We start from the raw sequence: 17,714 nt of genomic DNA on the forward strand, positions 1-17,714 counted from the left end.
GCCGGCCAGATACTCGTCAACGATGCCTTGTCTGAACTGCTCGTTGTACTTCGTCATGTAAAACACCCCAAAGGTTGGACTAGTGTCCAACTTTTGGGGTGCAGTTCAGAAGGCGCCTTTTTCGATGACGATGACCGCGAACCGCGCTCAGTGCTGATGCGCGAGGCCGATCTTCAGCATGACCTGATCGACGATCTGCTCTGGCGTCAGCTCGATGCTGACCTCGATCGCTTCGTCCGGGCCCGGCTCCTCGAGCGTGTCGAGCTGGCTCTTCAGCAGCGACGGATCGAAGAAATGGCCGGTGCGGCTCTTCAGGCGTTCCTGCAGCACCTCGAACGACCCCTTCAGATACACGAACCGCACGTCGGTGTCGGTGCCGCGCAGCACGTCGCGGTACGACCGCTTCAACGACGAGCACGTGAACACGGCGGTTTCGCCCGCGCGCTGCTTTTCCTCGATGGCCGCGCGAATCGTGCGCAGCCACGGCCAGCGGTCTTCATCGGTCAGCGGAATGCCGTGGTGCATCTTTTCCTTGTTCGCCGCGCTGTGAAACGCGTCGCCATCGGTATAGCTGCACGACAGGCGTTCCGCCAGCATTTCGCCGATCAGCGACTTGCCCGCGCCCGACACGCCCATTGCGATCAGAATCATTGACTACCCCTTGTTACAGAACCACGCTCAGCAACAGCGTAAAGCTCAGACCGAGCACCGAGATGATGGTTTCAAGCAGCGACCAGGTCTTGAACGTCTGGCCGACCGTCATCCCGAAATATTCCTTGATCAGCCAGAAGCCGCCGTCGTTGACGTGCGAGAAGATCAGCGAGCCCGAGCCCGTCGCGAGCACCAGCAGCTCCGGACGCACCGCCGCGCCCGACGCCGCCGCGATCGGCGCGACGATGCCGCAGGCCGTCGTCATCGCGACCGTCGCCGACCCCGTCGCGAGACGCATCAGCGCCGCGACGAACCAGCCGAGCAGCAGCGGCGACAGATGCGCGTGCTTCGCGGTTTCGACGATCTGTTGCGAGATCCCGCTGTCGCGCAGGACGCCGCCGAAGCCGCCGCCCGCGCCGACGATCAGCGTGATGCCGGCGATCGGCGCCAGGCACTCGCCGCAGAATTTCTGGATCTGGTCGCGGTTGAAGCCCTGCTTCGCGCCGAAGGTTAAGAAGCTCACGAGCACGGCGATCAGCAGCGCGACGTCGGAGTTGCCGGCAAAACGCAGCAGGTTGTTCGGCAGCGACTTCGGCGTGAACACCAGGTCGGCCCAGCTGCCGACGAGCATCAGCACGACGGGCAGCAGGATCGTGAACAGCGTGATGCCGAAGCTCGGCAGTTCGCGCTTGCCGCCGTCCGTACGCGAATCGACGAATTGCGATGCGAGCGGGTTGTTTTCTGGCAGCTTCACGAACTTCGAGATCATCAGCGCGAACAGCGGGCCCGCGATGATCGCGGTCGGCACGCCGACGACGAGGCCGAACGCGATCGTCTTGCCGATATCGGCGCCGTATTGCTGGACGGCCAGCAGCGCGGCCGGGTGCGGCGGGATCAGCCCGTGCACGACCGACAGGCCGGCCACCATCGGCAGGCCGACGACGAGCAGCGACTTGCCGGTGCGCTTCGCGACGTTGAACGCGATCGGGATCAGCAGCACGAAGCCGACTTCGAAGAACACCGGCAGGCCGACGATGATCGCGACGAACATCATCGCCCAGTGGATGTTCTTTTCACCGAACCAGTCGATCAGCGTGGTCGCGATCCGCTCGGCGCCGCCCGATTCGGCCATCATCTTGCCGAGCATCGTGCCGAGGCCGACGACGATCGCGATGTGGCCAAGCGTGCCGCCGGTACCGGTTTCGAACGACTTGACGATCTTGTCCATCGGCATGCCGACGACGAGGCCGAGGCCGAGCGAAACGATGATCAGCACCAGGAACGGGTAGATCTTGTAGCGCGCGATCATCAGGATCAGCGCGGCAATCGCGATCAGCGTGAATACGAGCAGCATGCTGCCTTGGACGGCCCCCATGTGGCACTCCTCCTAGAATTGTTCGAACCGGGCGAGTCGTTGCGAGTATGCCCGGCTATGCAGGTCTCCGAAACACGGGGGTACCCCCCCGTCAGGACGCTGAATTTTACTTATCTTTGCGATCCGCGGATAGAACCGGTTCCATCAGCAAAAACCCTCGGTAAAACAAGCACTAACGCTTGCTTTCCGAGGGCTGAATCGTCGTTTTGTACAAGCTTTAGCGCGGCAGCTGGCTCGCCGCTTGCGCGAGGCGCGTGACTTCGGCCCAATCCTGCGCGGCGAGCGCGGCCTTCGGCGTGAGCCACGAGCCGCCGACGCACACGACGTTCGGCAGTTTCAGGAAGTTCGGCGCGGTATCGACCGTGATGCCGCCGGTCGGGCAGAACTTCAGCGCCGGGAACGGGCCGTGGAACGCCTGCAGCATCGGCACGCCGCCCGCCTGCTGCGCGGGGAAGAACTTCACGATGTCGTAGCCGAATTCGAGCGCCTGGATGATGTCGCTCGGCGTCATCACGCCCGGCAACAGCGGCAGGCCCGCGTCGAGCGACGCGAGGTGCAGCTCCTTCGTCAGGCCCGGCGACACGCCGAACGTCGCGCCCGCGCGCTTCGCCTGCGCGCAGTGCTCGGGCTTCGTGATCGTGCCGACGCCGACGACGATGTCGTCCGCGAGCTGGCTCGCGCGCTGGATCGCCTCGAGGCCCGCCGGCGTGCGCAGCGTGATCTCGAGCACCTTCACGCCGCCCGCGTGCAATGCGCGCGACACGTTTTCGCCCTGCTCGACCGAGTCGAATGCGAGCACCGGAATGACCGGGCCCAGCTTCACGATTTCAGCAATCGTCTTCATTGAATTGGCTCCTTGAAATTCATGCGGCGACGCTGGCGGCCGTTTCGCCGACCAGCGTCCCGAAAACCGATGCGCCCTGCTCGGCCGGTGCGGCCGCCGCGCGGAACACGCCGAACAGTTCGCGGCCGAACCCGACTTCGTTCTCGGCCTGGTGCTGCGGCTGCGCGACCGGGCGCGCGTGCCACTCGGCGTCGTCGACCTCGATGTCGAGCACGCCGGCTTCCGCGTCGATCACGAGCATGTCGCCCGTCTTCACCTTGCCGATCGGGCCGGCCAGCAGCGCTTCCGGCGACACGTGGATCACGGCCGGCACCTTGCCCGACGCGCCCGACATGCGACCGTCGGTGACCAGCGCGACGTGGAAGCCCTGATCCTGCAGCACGCCGAGCAGCGGCGTCAAACGGTGCAGTTCGGGCATGCCGTTCGCGCGCGCGCCCTGGAAGCGCACCACCGCGACGAAATCGCGCTTCAGCTCGCCGCGATCGAACGCGGCCTGCACGGCTTCCTGCGAGTCGAACACGATCGCGGGCGCCTTCACCTTGCGGTGCTCGGGCGCGACCGCCGAGATCTTGATCACGCCGCGGCCGAGCCGGCCCTGCATCAGGCGCAGGCCGCCGTCCGGCTGGAACGGGTCGCGAATGCCGCGCAGCACCTTCGTGTCGTGGCTCTCGGCCGCGCCGTCGACCCACGTCAGCTTGCCGTCGATCAGCTTCGGCTCCTTCGTGTAGTGCGCAAGCCCCTTGCCGGCGACCGTCGTCACGTCCTCGTGCAGCAGCCCGCCTTCGAGCAGGTTGCGCACCAGGAACGCGACACCGCCCGCCGCATGGAAATGGTTCACGTCGGCCTTGCCGTTCGGGTAGATCTTCGCGAGCAGCGGCACGACGGCCGACAGCTCGTCGAAGTCGTTCCAGTCGATCAGGATGCCGGCCGCGCGCGCGATCGCGACGAGGTGCAGCGTGTGGTTGGTCGAGCCGCCCGTCGCGAGCAGCGCGACGATCCCGTTGACGATCGCCTTTTCGTCGATCACATGGCCGATCGGCGTGTACTGGCCGCGCTCGACGGTCAGATCGAGCACGCGGCGCGCGGCCTCGGCCGTCAGCGCGGTGCGCAGCGGCGTGTGCGGGTGAACGAATGCCGAGCCCGGCAGGTGCAGCCCCATCAGCTCCATCAGCATCTGGTTGCTGTTCGCGGTGCCGTAGAACGTGCAGGTGCCGTGACCGTGATACGCGGCCGATTCGGCTTCGAGCAGCGCGTCGCGGCCGACCTGGCCGGTCGCGAACTGCTGGCGGATCTTCGCCTTGTCGTCGTTCGACAGGCCGCTCGTCATCGGGCCGGCCGGCACGAAGATCGTCGGCAGGTGGCCGAACTGCAGCGCGCCGATCAAGAGGCCCGGCACGATCTTGTCGCAGATGCCGAGGCAGAGCGCCGCGTCGAACATGTTGTGCGTGAGCGCGATCGCCGTGCCCATCGCGATCGCTTCGCGCGAGAACAGCGACAGCTCCATCCCCGGGTTGCCCTGCGTGACGCCGTCGCACATCGCCGGCACGCCGCCCGCGAACTGCGCGACCCCGCCGTTTTCGCGCGCGGCCGCCTTGATGATCTCGGGGAAATCCTTGTACGGCGCGTGCGCGGACAGCATCTCGTTGTACGAGGACACGATGCCGATGTTCGGCTCGCGAATCGCCTTGATCGAGAACTTGTCGTTACCCTCGAGGCCCGCGAAGCCGTGCGCGAGGTTCGCGCACGACAGCGCGCCGCGCGCCGGGAACTTGCCTTGCGCGCCGTCGATGCGCTGCAGATAGGCGGAACGGGTCGATTGGCTGCGGGCGATCACGCGTTCGGTGACCTTCGCCAGAGTGGGGTGCAGCGACGTCATGCTGGGCGCTCCTGTATGCCGGCCGACACCGGCGGTTGGAATCGTGGGGACGATCGAGCTTCGTCGATCGAACGAAGCAAGTCTAGTAGAAAAACTACAAGCACGCAATGCGGATCGGTTTCCCCGCAACCCTTATTCCCGCCACCAGCAAGGCTTTAATCAGTGAAAACCCTAATTCGCGTGGCTAACCTCACATCGAAACCGCTGCAATTGCGCTAGTATTTTCATGTAGATTTTCTACAATTCGATTGCGATACACTCGCTCATCCGAACCCGATTTCCACGTGCCGTCCCATGCTGCCTCGCATTGAAGCGATCCGCGCCGAGTTGCGCCCGTCCGAGCGCAAGCTCGCCGACTACATCCTCGCCGCGCCGCGCGAGGTGCTCGACCTCGCGATGACCGAGCTGTCGACCCGCGCGGGCGTCAGCCAGCCGACCATCGCGCGCTTCTGCCAGGCGCTCGGCTGCAGCGGCTTTCGCGAATTCAAGATCCGGCTCGCGCAGAGCGTCGCGCCGGGCGTGTCGTCGGTGTACCGCGACGTCGAGCCCGACGAGCCGGCGCCCGGCATCATCGGCAAGGTGTTCGACCGCACGATCGGCGCGTTGATCGAGGTGCGCAACAGCCTGTCGGCGGGCAGCGTCGCCGACGCGATCGCGCTGCTGTCGAACGCGTCGCGGATCGAGTTCTACGGCGCCGGCGGCTCGGGCATCGCCGCGCAGGACATCCAGCACAAGTTCTTCCGGCTCGGCGTGCCGAGCGTCGCGTATTCGGATCCGCACACGTTCTCGATGTCGTCGGCGCTGCTCGGGCCGCACGACGTCGTCGTCGCGATCTCGAACACCGGCCGCACGCGCGACATCGTCGACGCCGCGCGCTCCGCGCTCGCATGCGGCGCGAAAGTCGTCGCGATCACGCAGAGCCATTCGCCGCTCGCGAAGCTCGCGACGGTCAGCCTCGCGTCGAACGTCGCCGAGGAAACGGACGTGTTCTCGCCGATGACGTCGCGGATGTCGCATCTCGCGATCGGCGACATCCTCGCGGTCGGCGTCGCGCTGTCGCGCGGGCCGGCGCTGATGGAGCGCGTCGGCCGCGCGAAGGAAGCGATCACGCGACGCCGGATCGACGACCCGACGAAGGACTAGTCGTCGCGGAACGCCGCGCGTAAACGAACGACGGCGCCCCGAGGGGCGCCGTTGCGCATCGACCGCCGGCCGTGAGTTGCCGCGAACTCAGAACGGCTTGATCACGACCAGCGCGACCGCCACGAGCATGCCGAGCACCGGCAACTCGTTGAACACGCGATACCACTTGTCGGTGCGGCGGTTCTCGCCGCGCTCGAACACCCGCAGCAGGTGCCCGCAATACGCGTGATAGACGATCAGCAGCAGCACGACCGTCACCTTCGCGTGAATCCAGCCCTGCCCCTGGCCGATGCCGATCACGAGCCACAGCCACAGCCCGCACGCGAGCGCGGGCACCGCGATCATCGTCATGAAGCGGAACAGCTTGCGCGCCATCAGCAGCAGGCGCCGCACCGCGGCCGGATCGGTCTCCATGGCCAGGTTCACATAGATGCGCGGCAGGTAGAACAGCCCCGCGAACCACGCGGCGATCAGAACGACATGGAACGTCTTGACCCAGAGCATTGCCATCGATTGTGCGCCTCGCGGTTGACTTACTGACGGCCTTCGCCGTGCCCGAGCACGACGTACTTCAGCGACGTCAGCCCTTCCAGGCCGACCGGGCCACGCGCGTGCAGCTTGTCGTTCGAGATGCCGATTTCCGCACCGAGGCCGAATTCGAAACCGTCCGCGAAGCGCGTCGACGCGTTGACCATCACGCTCGCCGAATCGACTTCGCGCAGGAAGCGCATCGCGCGGTCGTGATCCGCGGTGACGATCGCATCCGTGTGATGCGAGCCGTAATGGTTGATGTGCTCGATCGCGGCGTCGAGGCCGTCGACGACCTTGATCGCAAGCACCGGCGCCAGATACTCGGTGTGCCAGTCCTCTTCGGTCGCGTCGACGAGCGGTCCGACGCCCGCATCGGCGAGCACCGCGCGCGCGGCCGCATCGACGCGCAGTTCGACCTGCTTGTCGCGATACAGCTTGCCGAGCGGCGGCAGCAGCTTCGCGGCGATGCCGCTCGACACGAGCAGCGTCTCCATCGTGTTGCAGGTGCCGTAGCGGTGCGTCTTCGCGTTGTCGCAGACGGTCAGCGCCTTGTCGAGATCGGCGCGATCGTCGACGTACACGTGGCAGATGCCGTCGAGGTGCTTGATCATCGGCACGCGTGCCTCGTTGATCAGTCGTTCGATCAGGCTCTTGCCGCCGCGCGGCACGATCACGTCGACGAATTCGGTCATCGTGATCAGCTTGCCGACCGCCGCGCGATCGGCCGTCGCGACGACCTGCACCGCGTCCTGCGGGAGGCCCGCCGCCTCGAGCCCTTCGCCGATCAGCTTCGCGAGCGCCGCGTTCGACTCGAGCGCTTCGGAGCCGCCGCGCAGGATCGTCGCGTTGCCCGACTTCAGGCACAGCGCGGCCGCGTCGATCGTCACGTTCGGGCGCGATTCGTAGATGATCCCGATCACGCCGAGCGGCACGCGCATCTGGCCGACCTGGATCCCGCTCGGGCGGAACTTCAGGTTGCCGATCTCGCCGATCGGATCGGCCAGCGACGCAACCTGACGCAGCCCTTCGACCATCGTGTTCAGCGCCTTGTCCGACAGCGTCAGGCGGTCGACGAACGCCGCATCGAGCCCCTTTTCACGGGCGCGGGCGACGTCGCGTGCATTCGCGTCCTTCAGCGCCTGCGCGTCGCGTTCGATCGCGCGGGCCACGGCGTCGAGCGCCGCGTTCTTCGCAGCCGTGCTGGCGCGCGCCATCGCGCGGGAAGCGTGCCGGGCGCGACGGCCCAGGTCGGTCATGTACTGATCGATATCCATCGTGTGACTCGAGAAGCGAGCCGCGCGGAGCGGCATGAATTCGTGGGGGAAGCGGGGGACGGCTATCCGGGGACGACCATCCGGCCGGGGTAACGGCCGCAAAACCGCGCCGCGCAGGGCGGCGCCCCGGTCATCGAAGCATTGTAAGCAGGTTGCGCAGCGCGCGCTGAAGGCCCGAACGGGACTTAGCGTCGCACGCGACCCGCGGTCGGCGGTCGCTCGCCGCGGGCGCCCGCGACCGTCATCGCGAGCTGGAACAGACCGTCCCACGGATCGGGCGGCGGTTCGTCCTGCGTGCGGCGGCCCGGCGTGACCGCCGTGAGCCCCTTGACCTGCCGGTCGAGCTTCGCGGCGAACGCGAGCGCCTTTTCGAGCACCGCTTCCGACACGCGGTTCAGCGCGGGCGCGATCAGCCGCTCGCGCGGCCCCCACACGCGGTTCTCGCGCAGCAGCGTCGCGAGCGGCTTGCCGGCCGTCGTGCCGCGCTTGATCCGCAGCAGCGTGCGCAGCTCCTCGACGACGGCCCACATCACGAGCACGATCGCCTCGCCCTCGCCCTTCAGCCCGTCGATCATCCGCGCGAGCCGCGCGGCGTCGCCGGCGAGCATCGCTTCGTTCAGCTTGAACACGTCGTAGCGCGCGACGTTCAGCACCGCGTCGTGCACCTGCTCGAACGACAGCGCGCCCTGCGGATACAGCAGCCCGAGCTTCTGGATTTCCTGGTGCGCGGCGAGCAGGTTGCCCTCGACGCGCTCGGCGATAAACTGCAGCGCGCGGCGCCCGTCGTCGCCGGATGCGACGCGCTGGCCCTGCATCGACAGGCGCTGGCCGATCCAGTTCGGCAGTTGCGCGCGGTCGACCGGATCGATCTTCAGCGCGACGCCGCCGTTCTGCAGCGCGGTAAACCACGCGGATTTCTGCGTGGCCGCGTCGAGGCGCGGCAACGTGACGAGCATCAGCGCGTCCGGATTGGGCGTGGCCGCGAGCGTCTTCAGCGCATCGGCGCCTTCCTTGCCGGGCTTGCCCGACGGAATGCGCAGCTCGATCAGCTGGCGCTCGCCGAACAGCGACATCGCCTGGGTCGCGCCGAGCAGCACGCTCCAGTCGAAGCCGCGCTCGACCGTATGCACCGAACGCTCGGTGAAGCCGGCCGCGCGCGCGGCCGCACGAATGCGGTCGCACGCTTCCTGCGCGAGCAGCGGCTCGTCGCCGTAGACGGTATAGAGCCCGGCCAACCCCTTCGCGAGGTGCGGCTCCAGCGCATCAAGTCGCAATTGCATCGCTGCGTGCGCCCGCGATCAGAGCGGCGGCGGCGGCAGCGGCGCGCGCGGCGCCACGCCCGGCACCACGTCCTCCGGCGCCGGCGTCAGCGAATGGACGATCGCGAGACGCCGCATCAGCTGGTCGACCGCGTCGTTCTGCATGTCGCCGTACAGGATGTCGGCTTCCTGCGCCTTCGCGTTCGTGTACTGGTCGCTGTACGTCATCGCGCGGTTCAGCGCGATCGCGCTCGGCGGGATCAGCACGGTGCCGTCCTTGCTCGTCAGCGTGTAGTTCAGCGTGTAGAACAGCGCGTATTCCTGCGCGGAGCCGTACTTGTTGAGCGTCAGCGTGTTCTGGCCACGCGACTCCCACATGCGCAGCACGGCGTCGGCGTCGTCCGGCGACTTGACGATCTTCGTGTCGCTGCCGGCCTCGACGAGGCGCGTGAGCCGCGCCCCGACGGACGCCGGCGCGCCGGCCACGAACAGGTGCTTGAACGCGTAGTCCTGCTGGCCGCGCAACTGGAAGCCGCATGCCGACAGCACGACCGCGCTGCCGACGAGCATCAAAAACGATCTGCGGATCACCTTCGCTCCTTCTGGGTACGTCCGACGGCCGGCGGCCGTCAGACGACGATGTTCACGAGGCGGCCCGGCACGACGACGATCTTCTTCGCCGGCTTGCCGTCGCTGAATTTCGCGAATGCCTCGTCGGCCACCGCCGCCGCTTCGATCGCGTCGCGGCTCGCGTCCTTCGCGACCTTCAGCGCGCCGCGCACCTTGCCGTTCACCTGCAGCACGAGTTCGATCTCGGCCTGCTCGAGCGCGGCCTCGTCGACCTTCGGCCACGGCGCATCGAGCAGCGGGCCGAATTCGTCCGCGTAGCCGAGCGCCTTCCACAGCTCGAACGTGACGTGCGGCACGACCGGGTACAGCACGCGCAGCAGCACGCCGTACGTCTCGCGCAGCACGGCCGGCGTCGCGCCCTTCGCGCCGTCGATCGCGTTCAGCATCTTCATCGCGGCCGACACGACCGTGTTGTACTGCAGGCGCTGGTAGTCGAAATCGGCCTGCTTCAGCACGCTGTAGATCTCGCGGCGCAGCGCCTTGTCGGCGTCGCCGAGCGTCGCCGCGTCGAAACCGGCGCGCGCGGCGAGCGCTTCGCGATTACCGGCGCCGAAGCTCCACACGCGGCGCAGGAAGCGGCTCGCGCCTTCGACGCCCGCGCCCGACCACTCGAGCTGCTGCTCGGGCGGCGCCGCGAACATCGTGAACAGGCGCGCGGTATCGGCGCCGTACTGGTCGATCAGCAGCTGCGGATCGACGCCGTTGTTCTTCGACTTCGACATCTTCTCGATGCCGCCGAGCACCACCGGCTGACCGTCCGCATTCAGCGTCGCGCCGACCGGGCGACCCTTGTCGTCGTGCGTGACCGTCACGTCGAGCGGGTTGTACCAGGTCTTCTTGCCCGCCGCGTCCTCGCGGTAGTACGTCTCGTTCAGCACCATCCCCTGCGTGAGCAGGTTCTTCGCCGGCTCGCCGAACTTCACGAGGCCGAGGTCGCGCATCACCTTGGTCCAGAAGCGCGAATACAGCAGGTGCAGGATCGCGTGCTCGATGCCGCCGATGTATTGATCCATCGGCATCCAGTAATCGGTGCGCGCGTCGACCATCGTCTCGGCGTCCGGCGCCGTGTAGCGCGAGAAGTACCACGACGAATCGACGAAGGTATCCATCGTGTCGGTTTCGCGCTTCGCGGCCGCGCCGCACTTCGGGCACGTGCAGTTCAGGAACGCTTCGGACTTCGCGAGCGGGTTGCCCGAGCCGTCCGGCACGAGGTCTTCCGGCAGCACGACCGGCAGATCGGCTTCCGGCACCGGCACGTCGCCGCACGACGGGCAGTGGATGATCGGGATCGGCGTGCCCCAGTAGCGCTGGCGCGACACGCCCCAGTCGCGCAGGCGCCACGTGACCTGCTTGTCGCCGAAGCCGCCGGCGCTCAGGTCGGCCGCGACCGCGTCGACCGCTTCCGCGTAACGCAGGCCGTCGTACTTGCCGCTGTTCACGCAGACCGCGGTGTCCTTGTCGCCGTACCACTCCTGCCATGCGTCGAGCGAGTACGTCTGCCCTTCGCTCGCGATCACCTGCCTGATCGGCAGATCGTATTTCTTCGCGAACGCGAAATCGCGCTCGTCGTGGCCCGGCACGCCCATCACCGCGCCTTCGCCATAGCTCATCAGCACGTAGTTGCCGATCCACACCTCGACCGGCTCGCCGGTCAGCGGGTGCTTGACCGAGAAACCGGTCGCGACGCCCTTCTTCTCCATCGTCGCGACGTCGGCTTCGGCCACGCCGCCGCGCTTGCATTCCTCGATGAACGCGAGCAGTTCCGGCTTGTCCTGTGCGAGGCGCGTGGCGAGCGGGTGCTCGGCCGCGATCGCGCAGAACGTGACGCCCATGATCGTGTCGGCGCGCGTCGTGAACACGCGCAGCAGCTTCTGCTCGCCGTCGAGTTCGTACGGGAAGCCGAAGTTTACGCCGAAGCTCTTGCCGATCCAGTTCTGCTGCATGATCTTCACGCGCTCGGGCCAGCCGAGGCCGTCGAGATCGTTCAGCAGCTCATCCGCGTACTGCGTGATGCGCAGGTAGTACATCGGGATCTCGCGCTTCTCGACGAGCGCGCCCGAGCGCCAGCCGCGGCCGTCGATCACCTGCTCGTTCGCGAGCACGGTCTGGTCGACCGGGTCCCAGTTCACGGTGCCCGTCTTCTTGTACGCGATGCCCTTCTCGAGCATCTTCAGGAACAGCCACTGGTTCCACTTGTAGTACTCGGGCTTGCACGTCGCGATTTCGCGCGACCAGTCGATCGCGAGGCCCATCGACTGCATCTGGCCCTTCATGTAGTCGATGTTGTCGTAGGTCCACTTCGCGGGCGGCACGCCGTTCGCCATCGCGGCGTTCTCGGCCGGCATCCCGAACGCATCCCAGCCCATCGGCATCAGCGTGTTGTAGCCGTTCATCCGCAGATAGCGGTACATCACGTCGTTGATCGTGTAGTTGCGCACGTGACCCATGTGCAGCTTGCCGGACGGGTACGGCAGCATCGACACGCAGTAGAACTTCGGCTTCTGCGAATCTTCCTTCGTCTTGTAGGCATCGGCTGCGCGCCAGTCGCCCTGGGCGGCGGCTTCGACGTCGGCGGGTACGTATCTCTCGTGCATGGTGTGGTTCGGGCTAGGCTTTAAGCGGCGCGACGGCTCGCGCGCAGGATTGGATCGAAATTCGTGCGTGCCCGGCACGGGAACGGGCTAACCGGTTCCGGGCCGGGAAAAACGTCGATTATACCGCCCGGGCGGGCCCACACGGCCGGTCTCGCGGGCTAGGGCCTGTTCACGCTAATAACGGGCTTGCGCTGGCCCCGCGAATGAATTTTTCCAAACAGGGGAACGTGCCTTTGCGCCCGCATGGCGGCGTCGTTCGTCGTTGCAATAGCTACGGCTATTGCGCCTCCTCTCTTCTTGCCTGCGCCCGAAGGAAGTCCCCTTGGGGGAGGGGCGCAAAGGCACGTTCGCAAGCCCGTTATTAGCGTGAACAGGCCCTATGACCCGCAACGACGGCGTATCAGGGTTTCGCGCCGGCGGCGGCCGGTGCGGCGGCGCTCCCCGCCGGCGGCACGTCGGTCACGAAGCCGATCCGCGTGAGGCCCGCGGCCTGCGCGGCGCCCATCACCTGCGCGATCACGTCGTAGCGCGTCGCGCGCGACGCGCGCAGCCGCAGCTCGGGCGGCGCTGCGCTCGCGGCGGCGGCCTTGAACCGCTCAGGCAGCGCGTCGAGCGCCACGGGCGCGTCGTCCCAGTACAGCTTGCCCGCGTCGTCGATCGACAGCGTGACGGATTGCGGCGTGTCGCGCGCGACGCTCGCCGCGACCTTCGGCAGGTCGAGCCGGATCGCGTGCGTCATCAGCGGCGCGGTGATGATGAAGATGACGAGCAGCACGAGCATCACGTCGATCAGCGGCGTCATGTTGATCTCCGCCATCGGCGCGGACGTCTTGTGGTGCTCGAGCCCGCCGAATGCCATGGTCGTTCCTCCGGAGCCGGCGCGTCAGGCGCCCTGCGCGCACACGAATACGTGCAGATCGCGCGCGAAGCCGTCGAGTTCCTCGGCGAGTTGCCGGACGAGCCGGCCGAGGATGTTGTACGCGAGCACCGCGGGAATCGCGACGACCAGTCCGAACGCGGTCATGATCAGCGCCTCGCCGACCGGCCCCGCGACGTTCTCGATCTGCGCCTGCCCGCTCGCGGCGATGCTGCCGAGCGCGTGATAGATGCCCCACACGGTGCCGAGCAGCCCGACGAACGGGGCGGTGCTGCCGATCGACGCGAGCAGCACCTGGCCGAATTCGAGGCGCCGCTGCGAGCGCAGCATCGCGTGACGCAACGCGCGCAGCACGCGTTCGCTGCGCTCGACGCGCGCGGCCAGCGCGGCCGGGTCGTGGTCGTCGGCCGCGTCGCGCGCGGCTTCGGCGAGCGGCACGAACACGCGCTCGCGATCGGCGCCAGCCAGCGCGGCGATGCCCGCATCGAGCGACGGCGCGCGCCAGAACGCGGCGAGCGCGCGCGGCCCCTGCCGCTTCGCGCGGACCAGCAGCCAGGCTTTCATCAAGAGGAAGCACCAGCTGGCGACGGACATCGCCAGCAGCACATAGGAGACGGCATGCGTGATCGCATCGCCGCTTTCGAGGTAGTGGGCAACGCCGGTGGGAATCGCCATCGGAGTTTCCTCGCGGGTCAGCGCAGGCCGAGCACGTCCTGCATGTCGAACAGGCCGGCGCCGCGCGCCGACAGGAAGCGGACCGCACGCAACGCGCCCTGCGCGTAGGACACGCGGCTCGACGACTTGTGCGTGATCTCGATGCGCTCGCCGATCCCGGCGAACAGCACGGTGTGGTCGCCGACGATGTCGCCGCCGCGCACCGCGGCAAAGCCGATCGACGACGGATCGCGCTCGCCCGTCACGCCATGGCGGCCATACACCGCGCAGTCGTCGAGCGAGCGGCCGAGCGCGCCGGCGACGGCCTCGCCCATCATCAGCGCGGTGCCCGACGGCGCGTCGACCTTGTGGCGGTGATGCGCTTCGATGATCTCGATGTCGTAGCCGTGCGAGAAATGCTGCGCCGCGAATTCGAGCAGCTTCAGCGTGACGTTCACGCCGACGCTCATGTTCGCCGCGAACACGATGCCGATCTTGCCCGCCGCGGCCTGCAACTCGGCCTTCTGCTCGGCGCTGAAGCCGGTCGTGCCGATCACGAGCTTCACGTCGTGGCGCAACGCGGCCTCGATGTGGGCCATCGTGCCTTCCGGACGCGTGAAATCGATCAGATAGTCGGCCTGCGCGAACACGGCGTCGAGGTCGTCGGTCAGCTTGACCCCGGTGTCCTTGCCGAGGAACGCACCGGCGTCCTGGCCGAGGAACGGCGAACCGGCGCGGTCGAGCGCGCCGACGAGCTGCGCGTCGGCATCGTTGAGAACGGCTTCGATCAGCATCCGGCCCATTCGGCCCGATGCGCCGGCAATCGCAATCTTCATGGCTTTCTTACACGACAGGTCTAAAGGCGGGCGGCGCATGCCGCCCCGTTTCCGCACGCCGGTCGCTTACTGCGCCGGTGCGGTGAGCGGCTGGTTCTGCAGGTTGTCCGAGCCTTGCGGGCCGACCGGCGGCGCCGCTTCGTTCGTCGCGTTCGGCTGCGGCGGACGATGGAACTGGAACTGCGGCTGGATCGCCGGCGCGGCGCCCGGCGGCTGGCCGCCCGGCACCGGCGCGCCGCCCGAGGCCTGCGCGGCCGGCGTGAACCGGCGCGAACCGGAACCCTGCCCCGACACCTGGTTGGTCGCGCGGTTCGCCGCGCGCGCCGCCTGGGCATTCGCATCCTGGTCGACCACCGCGCCCGGCGCCGGCTCGGTAGCCGGGCTCGCGGCAGCGGCAGCCTGCGCGGCGCTCGCGGCCGCAGCGGCTTCGGACGCCTTCTTCGCCGCGGCAGCGGCCTTCGCCTTCTTGCCGCCGCGGTCGCCGTCGATGTCGGCGAGCAGGTCGAGCTCGGACGGCAGGTTGTCGGCGCCGGTCCAGCTCGCGACGCGATCGCCCGCGAAGGTCACCACGAGGTCGCGCTGCTGGACGATCGACGTCGAGCCGCGCTTGAAGTAGAAGAGGTAATCCCAGCGATCCGCGTGGAACATGTCCGCGAGCAGCGGCGTGCCGAGCAGCGCGCGGACTTGCTCGCGCGTCATGCCGACCTGCAACTGGGCGGCCTTCTCCTGCGACACGAAGTTGCCCTGCACGACGGTGATCCGATACGGCGTGATGCTCTGCGCGATGCGCTGCGTCACGCTGTCGTACGACGAACAACCCGCCAGCGCGACGACGGCGGCGGCAGCGATGATGGCACTCCGCATGCGACTCCTCTGAAAGTGCGAAAGCGATTCTGGGATCATTTCCTTCACCGTGCTGGCCCGCGTGCAGGCCGCGCGTATATCTGGAACGGCGAAAAGCCGGTAACATTGAAGCCCTGCATTGTACTCTAGGGATGCCTAGCCATGACCAATCCGACGGATCTCAAGAATATCGGGCTAAAGGCCACCCTACCGCGCCTCAAGATTCTCGAGATCTTCCAGCAGAGCCCCGTGCGCCACCTGACGGCCGAAGACGTCTACCGCAACCTGCTCAACGAGCAGCTCGACATCGGGCTCGCCACCGTCTATCGCGTGCTCACGCAGTTCGAGCAGGCCGGCCTGCTGTCGCGCAGCAACTTCGAGTCCGGCAAGGCGGTGTTCGAGCTGAACGAAGGTTCGCACCACGACCACCTCGTGTGCCTCGATTGCGGCCGCGTCGAGGAATTCTTCGACGCCGAGATCGAGAGCCGCCAGCAGGCGATCGCGAAGGAGCGCGGCTTCCGGCTCCAGGAGCACTCGCTCGCGATGTACGGTTCGTGCACGACCGAGAACTGCCCGCACCGCAAGCACTGAATCGCGCCACCCGCACACAGCACGGCCCGGCCGGCATCTCGCCGCCCGGGCCGTGTGCTTTTTCGGCGCGCGTGCCGCGCGCCCGGCATGCTTACGAAAACCCTTCGGCGCACGCGCAGGCCGGCTCGAAATCGAGCGCCCACGCGCGTTCCAGCGGGATCTCGTCGCAGTTCGGCTGCGGGCCGCCACGATCGACGATCACGAAATCGCTGACCGCATCGAGCGCGAGCAGCGGATGGTGCCAGACGCCCTTCGCATAATTGACGCCCTGCCAGCCCTCGGCCAGGAACGCGCGCATCGCGTCGGGCCGGAATTCGCCGGCCGGCGCGACGACGATCGCGTAGCGCGACACCGCCGCGAGCGGGATGAATGCCTGGCTGCCGTGCGGGTGGCGCTCCATCAGCGTGACCGCGACCGGCAGCGCGCGCGGCTGCGCACGAAACACGCTGACGAGCGGCCGGCCGCCGTCCGCGCACACGTCGATCGTCGCGAGATCGTGAAAGCGCTCGGTCGTGCCGCCGTTGATCGGGAAATGCCGCGCGCCTTCGAGCGCGATCACGTCGCCGAACGGCGCGAACGCTTCGCGGGTCAGGCGCTCGACGCGCAGGATCGGGGTTCCGCTCATGCCGCTGCCCTCCTTCAAGCCGGCTCGCCCCACAGACGCAGGCGCGACACGCCACCGTCCGGGAAGATGTTGAACCGCACGTGCGTGACGGGGCCGAGTTTCGCGAGCTGATCGAACGTGTGCACGCGGTCCATCTGCAGCTTCTGCTCGCCGAGCAGTTCGGCCCAGAACATCGCCTGCGTGACGAGCGAATCGTCGGTGCCGCCCGTCACGTGCGCGGCCTGCAGCGAGCAGCGGTCGGGGAAATTGCCCTTGAAGAATGCCGTGTCGACCTCGACGCGCCGGATGATGCCCGGCCGCGCGAGCGCGACGATCGCCCAGTCGTTGCCCGGCTCGCGGCGCCGCCGCGTTTCCCAGCCGTCGCCCATGTTCGCGCCGCGCCCCGGCATCAGCATCTGCGAGGCCGGGCCGAAGTGCTGGTTGTTCGCGGCCACCAGATAGCCGCCGTTCTCGATCGCCGCGAGATCGACCAGTTCGCCGGCCGGCACGTGGCGCCAGTCGCGCTGCGGCTGGCCGTACACGCGCAGCCGCGCGAGCCCGCCGTCCGGATACAGGTTCACACGCAGGTGCGTGACCGGCCGCGCATCGTCGACGCTCACGTAGTGATGCGAATTGCCCTGCAGCGTCGTCGCGGGGACGATCGTGCGCCACTCGGCGTCGTCCGGCGGCGTGTCGCCGTCCACCGCGCACGCGTCGATCGACGCGGCCGGCGGGAAGTTGCCGGTGAAGTGGCTCGTATCGAGATCGACGCCATAAATCACGCCCGGCCGCGCGAGACGCACCACGCAGAAGTCGTGGCCGGTCGTACGCTTGCGGCGCGTTTCCCAGCCGTCCATCCACTTGCCGTGGTCGTCGTACTTGCCGGGAATGAACACGGCCGGCTCGGGATTGAGCATCCGCTCCTTCGGCGCGAAGAATTCGTCGCTGGCGAAGAGCGCCTGCGCGCCCAGGCGCGGGTCGGCGAGGTTCATGTAGCGCCGCGTGAAAGCCGGCGCGTTCGGATCGAGGATGGGGGCTGCCATGTCGTCTCCATTATTTTGAGAAGCGCCGGCGCATCAGCGCGCCGGTCGTATGAAGGTCGGTCGCGCGGTGCGGCCGGGGAAGCCGCGCC

Annotated in this window: 17 protein-coding genes; 2 read left to right on the forward strand and 15 right to left on the reverse strand. The window is 67.7% G+C overall.

Translation table 11 applies throughout. The annotated features are described in order from the left end of the window. Positions 1 to 147: 147 nt before the first annotated feature. The 4 genes from HWX55_RS24900 to edd all read right to left on the reverse strand — a co-directional run bounded on the left by HWX55_RS24900 (position 148) and on the right by edd (position 4,746). Positions 148 to 651 (reverse strand): gluconokinase, encoded by a 504-nt coding sequence (locus tag HWX55_RS24900; RefSeq protein WP_175977655.1) that lies wholly within the window; start codon positions 649 to 651, stop codon positions 148 to 150. A 13-nt stretch (positions 652 to 664) separates the two neighbouring features. After that, positions 665 to 2,026, reverse strand: a complete 1,362-nt coding sequence (locus tag HWX55_RS24905; RefSeq protein WP_175977656.1) for a GntP family permease — start codon at positions 2,024 to 2,026, stop codon at positions 665 to 667. A 217-nt stretch (positions 2,027 to 2,243) separates the two neighbouring features. Next, positions 2,244 to 2,870: a bifunctional 4-hydroxy-2-oxoglutarate aldolase/2-dehydro-3-deoxy-phosphogluconate aldolase gene (gene eda / locus HWX55_RS24910; RefSeq protein ID WP_006483410.1), complete on the reverse strand. Its 627-nt coding sequence runs from the start codon at positions 2,868 to 2,870 to the stop codon at positions 2,244 to 2,246. Positions 2,871 to 2,889: 19 nt separating this feature from the next. Then, on the reverse strand, positions 2,890 to 4,746 hold the full coding sequence (gene edd / locus HWX55_RS24915; RefSeq protein WP_050013823.1) for a phosphogluconate dehydratase: 1,857 nt from the start codon (positions 4,744 to 4,746) through the stop codon (positions 2,890 to 2,892). A 294-nt stretch (positions 4,747 to 5,040) separates the two neighbouring features. On the opposite strand from edd, the gene HWX55_RS24920 reads away from it, so the two are divergent. Beyond that, on the forward strand, positions 5,041 to 5,889 hold the full coding sequence (locus tag HWX55_RS24920; protein WP_050013824.1) for a MurR/RpiR family transcriptional regulator: 849 nt from the start codon (positions 5,041 to 5,043) through the stop codon (positions 5,887 to 5,889). An 87-nt stretch (positions 5,890 to 5,976) separates the two neighbouring features. On the opposite strand, the gene HWX55_RS24925 is transcribed toward HWX55_RS24920, so the two are convergent. The 9 genes from HWX55_RS24925 to bamE all read right to left on the reverse strand — a co-directional run bounded on the left by HWX55_RS24925 (position 5,977) and on the right by bamE (position 15,408). Further along, positions 5,977 to 6,399, reverse strand: a complete 423-nt coding sequence (locus tag HWX55_RS24925; RefSeq protein WP_175977657.1) for a CopD family protein — start codon at positions 6,397 to 6,399, stop codon at positions 5,977 to 5,979. Between the two features lie 23 nt (positions 6,400 to 6,422). Continuing rightward, positions 6,423 to 7,694, reverse strand: a complete 1,272-nt coding sequence (locus tag HWX55_RS24930; RefSeq protein ID WP_175977658.1) for a glutamate-5-semialdehyde dehydrogenase — start codon at positions 7,692 to 7,694, stop codon at positions 6,423 to 6,425. A 185-nt stretch (positions 7,695 to 7,879) separates the two neighbouring features. Then, a complete protein-coding gene (gene holA, locus HWX55_RS24935; RefSeq protein WP_069616762.1) occupies positions 7,880 to 8,974 on the reverse strand; it encodes a DNA polymerase III subunit delta in 1,095 nt (364 codons plus the stop codon). Between the two features lie 18 nt (positions 8,975 to 8,992). Then, positions 8,993 to 9,544, reverse strand: a complete 552-nt coding sequence (gene lptE / locus HWX55_RS24940; protein ID WP_050013828.1) for an LPS assembly lipoprotein LptE — start codon at positions 9,542 to 9,544, stop codon at positions 8,993 to 8,995. Between the two features lie 38 nt (positions 9,545 to 9,582). Continuing rightward, positions 9,583 to 12,177: a leucine--tRNA ligase gene (gene leuS, locus HWX55_RS24945; protein WP_175977659.1), complete on the reverse strand. Its 2,595-nt coding sequence runs from the start codon at positions 12,175 to 12,177 to the stop codon at positions 9,583 to 9,585. A gap of 400 nt (positions 12,178 to 12,577) precedes the next feature. Further along, on the reverse strand, positions 12,578 to 13,036 hold the full coding sequence (locus HWX55_RS24950; RefSeq protein WP_175977660.1) for a biopolymer transporter ExbD: 459 nt from the start codon (positions 13,034 to 13,036) through the stop codon (positions 12,578 to 12,580). A 24-nt stretch (positions 13,037 to 13,060) separates the two neighbouring features. Then, positions 13,061 to 13,729: a MotA/TolQ/ExbB proton channel family protein gene (locus HWX55_RS24955; RefSeq protein ID WP_175977661.1), complete on the reverse strand. Its 669-nt coding sequence runs from the start codon at positions 13,727 to 13,729 to the stop codon at positions 13,061 to 13,063. Positions 13,730 to 13,746: 17 nt separating this feature from the next. After that, positions 13,747 to 14,544 carry a 4-hydroxy-tetrahydrodipicolinate reductase gene (gene dapB, locus HWX55_RS24960; RefSeq protein ID WP_175977662.1) on the reverse strand — a complete coding sequence of 266 codons (798 nt, stop codon included), beginning with the start codon at positions 14,542 to 14,544 and terminating at the stop codon, positions 13,747 to 13,749. A 66-nt stretch (positions 14,545 to 14,610) separates the two neighbouring features. After that, entirely contained in the window at positions 14,611 to 15,408 is a 798-nt protein-coding gene (gene bamE, locus HWX55_RS24965) for an outer membrane protein assembly factor BamE (protein ID WP_050013833.1), read from the reverse strand. Positions 15,409 to 15,549: 141 nt separating this feature from the next. On the opposite strand from bamE, the gene fur reads away from it, so the two are divergent. After that, a complete protein-coding gene (gene fur / locus HWX55_RS24970) occupies positions 15,550 to 15,978 on the forward strand; it encodes a ferric iron uptake transcriptional regulator (protein WP_006400349.1) in 429 nt (142 codons plus the stop codon). A gap of 91 nt (positions 15,979 to 16,069) precedes the next feature. Here the strand turns inward: fur and HWX55_RS24975 are convergent, their stop codons facing one another. Beyond that, positions 16,070 to 16,603: an ureidoglycolate lyase gene (locus HWX55_RS24975; RefSeq protein WP_175977663.1), complete on the reverse strand. Its 534-nt coding sequence runs from the start codon at positions 16,601 to 16,603 to the stop codon at positions 16,070 to 16,072. 14 nt (positions 16,604 to 16,617) lie between these two features. Beyond that, positions 16,618 to 17,625: an allantoicase gene (gene alc / locus HWX55_RS24980; protein ID WP_175977664.1), complete on the reverse strand. Its 1,008-nt coding sequence runs from the start codon at positions 17,623 to 17,625 to the stop codon at positions 16,618 to 16,620. Positions 17,626 to 17,714 lie beyond the last annotated feature (89 nt).

This window comes from Burkholderia sp. BCC1047 (genome assembly GCF_902833155.1).
Classification (GTDB): domain Bacteria; phylum Pseudomonadota; class Gammaproteobacteria; order Burkholderiales; family Burkholderiaceae; genus Burkholderia; species Burkholderia sola.